This window comes from Parashewanella hymeniacidonis (assembly GCF_016900895.1).
GTDB lineage: Bacteria > Pseudomonadota > Gammaproteobacteria > Enterobacterales > Shewanellaceae > Parashewanella > Parashewanella hymeniacidonis.
In genome coordinates this window covers 1-4,650 of the sequence record NZ_JAFEUN010000183.1, presented here as the reverse complement: position 1 = coordinate 4,650, position 4,650 = coordinate 1, and the positions used below count along the sequence as shown (strand labels likewise).

The 4,650-nt window shown below is 37.1% G+C and carries 4 protein-coding genes and 2 pseudogenes; 3 read left to right on the top strand and 3 right to left on the bottom strand.

Features of this window, described 5'->3' with window-relative positions; genetic code table 11:
• Window positions 1-123: 123 nt before the first annotated feature.
• Window positions 124-285, top strand: a pseudogene (locus tag JQC92_RS22805) (GNAT family N-acetyltransferase); the annotation flags it as partial.
• A 38-nt stretch (window positions 286-323) separates the two neighbouring features.
• On the opposite strand, the gene JQC92_RS21010 reads toward JQC92_RS22805, so the two are convergent.
• Together JQC92_RS21010 and JQC92_RS21005 are read right to left on the bottom strand one after the other, a co-directional pair.
• The gene (locus tag JQC92_RS21010; RefSeq protein ID WP_205001491.1) at window positions 324-728 is read right to left on the bottom strand and encodes a DoxX family protein; all 405 of its coding nucleotides are present in this window, start codon (window positions 726-728) and stop codon (window positions 324-326) included.
• A 101-nt stretch (window positions 729-829) separates the two neighbouring features.
• Complete coding sequence (locus JQC92_RS21005) at window positions 830-1,504, bottom strand: sterol desaturase family protein (RefSeq protein WP_205001490.1); 675 nt, start codon at window positions 1,502-1,504, stop codon at window positions 830-832.
• An 882-nt stretch (window positions 1,505-2,386) separates the two neighbouring features.
• Here JQC92_RS21005 and JQC92_RS21000 point away from each other — a divergent pair.
• On the top strand, window positions 2,387-3,229 hold the full coding sequence (locus JQC92_RS21000; protein ID WP_205001489.1) for a hypothetical protein: 843 nt from the start codon (window positions 2,387-2,389) through the stop codon (window positions 3,227-3,229).
• 3 nt (window positions 3,230-3,232) lie between these two features.
• A complete protein-coding gene (locus tag JQC92_RS20995) occupies window positions 3,233-4,288 on the top strand; it encodes a hypothetical protein (protein WP_205001488.1) in 1,056 nt (351 codons plus the stop codon).
• Window positions 4,289-4,499: 211 nt separating this feature from the next.
• Here JQC92_RS20995 and JQC92_RS23350 read toward each other — a convergent pair.
• A pseudogene (locus tag JQC92_RS23350) lies at window positions 4,500-4,650 on the bottom strand (IS1595 family transposase); the annotation flags it as partial.

Genomic DNA, 4,650 nt, shown 5'->3' with positions numbered 1-4,650 from the left:
ACAACTCAATGAATGATATCAACAGCATGACATGATGATTAGATCGGTCAAATGATCGTGAAAAATAGTGAGTTGAGTGCAGGTATTTTGTTCATTTAACTTTCAGAGTGCTGAATAGTTACATTTATTTTACCTGCGCATCGAGGAAATGGATTAAGTAAGTGGTTGATGACTTGTATTTAATCGCATCCTGAATTACAGGGATTGAGAAGAATCATGTTAGTGACTCAGGATGCACATCAACTTTATAGCCAATTTGGTTTTGAACAAATTGACTATCCATAACGATATATGGCTTTACTCAGACCAGATATTTATAACCGTTAGTCTGGCTGATAGGCAAACTTACCGCTGCCCAAAAAGACAACAGACAATGCTGTAAACAAGTAGAAGAATTGAAGCTCTAAAGCATAGCCACCACTATCACCGACTGAAAATAGTTGGCTCATATGTACAAGACCGAGCACAAAGAACATATTCACTACAACAATAGCTGCTGCTATTCGTGTTCTAAAACCAATTAAAATCATTAATGGTGCAACGATTTCACCAATATAGACGCCGTAAGCGACAAAGGTAGGCAGCCCATGCTGGGTGAGCGTTGAAGATATAAATCCCATTGAACTAGGGTGCATGACTTTCGCTATACCATGGAAAATAATAAGAATGGATAAGACAAGCCTAAGAATGAGCTTGCCAGCGTGATTACTTAAAGCATCGTCAAGCATAACAACTCCGTACTTTTGTGAAATCAAAGTAATATTACAAAGTATAACGAGCTGACCTTAAATTGAATTAGTTAATTGAACTTTGTTCAGTTCCCTTCAAGCTAACTCTCTTTTTTATTAGGTTTTTCCCAGTAGAGTGTCCCTAAAAGAAAATCAAAAATAGGCAGAGTAATATTAAAGTTTTCTTTTACCATGATACTGCGGCGGTGATGCAAGTTATGCAGTTGCCTTAATTCTCGCCAAACAGGAACTTTTTCTACAAAACTCCCATTGGGTAAGTGGTAACTAAAATGCATAACTTCGTAAAATAAATAACCGAAAATACCTCCTGTAGCCATTAAAAAAGCCACATTTGCTGAAAAAGTAAAATAAAGAACGGCGCCCATTGGTAATATTAAGCCGATTAAAAAAGCAAATATTAAATAAGTGGGGAAAAGTACGACACGCCAATCTCTCACAGACTGATAAGGCATATAATCTTCTACAAAGAAACTGTGATGATCGCCAGTATGGCGAGAATAAAAGAGGCTACCAATTTTTGTGTGGATATGCCCAAGCCAACGATGTGCTGCATATTCTGCAAAGTTTACACACAGAATAGCGATAGGCAATGTAAGCCATTCGGTGACGGTAGGTTCATTGATTTGATAAATAAAGTAGCTGAGAGAGGCGATGCCAACGATAACGACAGAGAGCATATGAACCCAGCCATTATAATACTTGCCCACTTCAGAACGGTATTTAGCCCGGTAATTCTCCATTGCGTTGAAGTTCATGTGTATCCTTAATTGTTATTTTTGTATAAATACTCTATCAGGAATCAACAGTCATGGGCCAGTGGATATTTTTAACATTACCGTCACACTTGAGAAGGCGGGGGCCAACGCAAAGCATCATTGGCTTGCGTGAAAGCAAAACTTCTACGAAGTTTATAAAGTCGTGGTGCTGCACAACACACTGCCAAAAGGGGGATTCTTCAGCAAATTCCCTTTTGGAAACCCAGTGCCGTCCCGCAAAGTTAAACGTAATTCCTCTTATGGCAAAAAATAACTAACGCTTCTGATGCTGCATCTGATAGGCAGGACGATTGAATGTCGTGAAGCACATGGATGTGCGGGAACGACCATGCACCCCAGAATCTAGCGCAGCGACCATGCTGCGCTTACGCTGTTTTTCATTAACGAAGAATTACAACTTTGCCATGGGGAACTGTTGTAGACGCAAGGGGTATTGGTCGTTTTAAATTCAGTACAAGTGATAACATTAAAATATTCAATCATATCTGAAACGTTCAGCTTCGTTTGGGCGGCAAGGGATGATGCAAGAAGGGATTTGCTGGAGAATTACCGACATACAAAACTGTCGTTACTGCGTTTCCTTTTTGCTCGGGTGTGGGTGGAAAGCCCACGATGTTTTAAAGTGCTAAGCACTTTCTTAACCAACTTATGTCCCTAAATGAGCCAGAGACTTGCAATTCATGTAGGTTACTATTAGTGTACTCAAAAATGTTTAAGCAGGTTAGAAGGTTACTGGCATTTACTTTTAAGTAGAGCTGCAGCCTATTTCCTAATTAACATTAAATTTCATTTATTTTCTTGAAATGAGAGTATATTAGTTCATGATAGCTGAGTTATTTTCTATTCAAGTGAAAGATAAAAATGACCTTTCCAATTTTTAGCAGCAGCGTACCAAGTAAAAGTTCTTTTGAACACTCCGACTTACCAGACTTTGACATTTTGACATCACCACAAAGTTTATTATGTACAAAAGTTAAGACTGAAATTCAATATGGAGTTTATAGTCTTTTACTTGAAGTTAAAACAAAAGGTGTTGTTACCCAAAAGAATCAACCTAATAGTTCAGCCCGTCCAAACTTTGTAATAGCACAAGCATGTATGGAGTTTAATCTCCTACAATTACTTACAGATGATCCAAATAGTGTCATTTGTATTGTTCATACCGATACACCAACAACCCCTCTTTGTTCTGATGATGATATAGGTATAGAATCATTAATATCACAGCAAGCTCAACATGATAAAGGAACACTATTTTCAGTAGAGCTTCGAAAGCCAATAGTTCACGAACTTTGTAAAAAGTGTTCTACAACTTATCCATATTATGTGGTTTGTAAACAATCAAGGCAATCTGCAGCTGAAAGCAAAACTTATTCATCTGAAGCTGAGAAGCGGCAACATATTGAAAAAGCAAAAGCTCAAGACGCCGCATTCGATAAAAATGAAAAAAATGAAAACTTTCATATACAAAAACTCACTAATTCAAATGTAACATCTGAATTATCTGGAGCTAGTTATTTATATAAAAAAAATAGTCAGTGGCGCTATTTTGGGATAAGTGCTCAGCAGGCTAAAGATGCTGACGATGCTATGGATTGGAAGATGTGGGATGTTGCAGTATGCTCAAAAGAAGGGAAAGATCTAATATCTACTTATAATCAAGTATGGCCTGAAGCTATACGAAACATGTTCTTTAATAAGTAATAAATGTCAGGAACTATTTTTTTAACTCAATCCTCATTTTTAGCACTAAGTGCTGAAAATTTAAGGCTTATCAAAAATTCAGTTGGCTCAACTGTTACTTTTAAGTCTTTCCTTAATAAAACTTATCTGATTGTAAGTCAAAATGGCTGCGTTAGAATAGAGCGAGTCGATTGGATTGGGAAAATCAGGCGTTTTATTATTTTTAGTAAATCAGACCAACATTTCAATAAACTTTTGGAAATGGAGACTTCCAAATTAACCATAACCGAACAAATTGAAAAGTTTGATAAACAAAAATTACGTTCTGTTCCAATCTATTTTGCTAGTTATAATGTAACATTAGTCCCCTTAGCTCCTCCATTCCATGGATTTGTTGTAGCAGGTGATTCAAAACATTCTAAATGGTTTGGATTCAAATGTGATCCTAAAAGGGTTCCTCTTGAAGTTTCAACAAAATGTATAACAGAAATAGAAAATAGCCAGTTACCAGAAAAATTGAAACGTGTAGCTAAACAATTAAGAGGTAAAAGATACCCGAATACTTATTGCTTTTTAGACGACCTTAGAGAGTTAGTTAATGGTCCAATTAGCCCTGGAAACGTAAAGCTTCTAGTTAAAATAGCTAGAAAAATATCAGGAAAAAAAGGCAAGTTTAATAAGCCAGAGATCACATCTAATAGAACTAAAGCGGATTTAAGAATGTTTGAGCTAGGAAAGGTAGTTAAAAAAAGGCAACCTGTTAGGCTAATTACATTGCATGAAATAACCCAAGAGCAGGCTGTATATCAAAGATATCAAACGGAATGCAGACTGAAAAATACCTCATTAGCATCTGCAGGTATTCCTCCAGAGAAAACGGTTGAATATAGTAAATTCCCTAAAGGTAAAAATGAAGCAAACTGCAATAAGGCTGCAGCTACACTATTACAAGCTTGTATGAATCGCGAGCAAGGTATTCATACTTCTCGCTTCCAAAAAGTACAATCTGGGACAGTGTACTCAGTTGGGAGTGGTGAGAGAATGTATTGGCATGATCCTCTTGTTAAAAGAAATGGTTAAGTCCATACCAGACGGCCTGAACTTGGTCTTTTTAAATACTTATCAACTCATTTTTGTCCAAAAATGAGCCAATTGGTTGTAATAAAAAAATTAATAATTCATATGGTTACTATCAATCCGTACAGGTGAGGAAAACCTAGGGGCTGGGCTCCCCCCCTCCCGAAACGTGTGAGATCAAAAACTAACTAGGCTCATATCGGGTTCAAGACTGCTAGGTAATCAATAGTTGAATGAGTGGTTCAAGCAGCCCTTTACCTCGTAGGCCAGCATTGTGTACAAACTCAAAAAAACCAAGATAAAGAGGGAGTTTTTCTTGTGATATTCCTCGATGTGGTCTTAACCATGGCCTAAGTAATGACCAG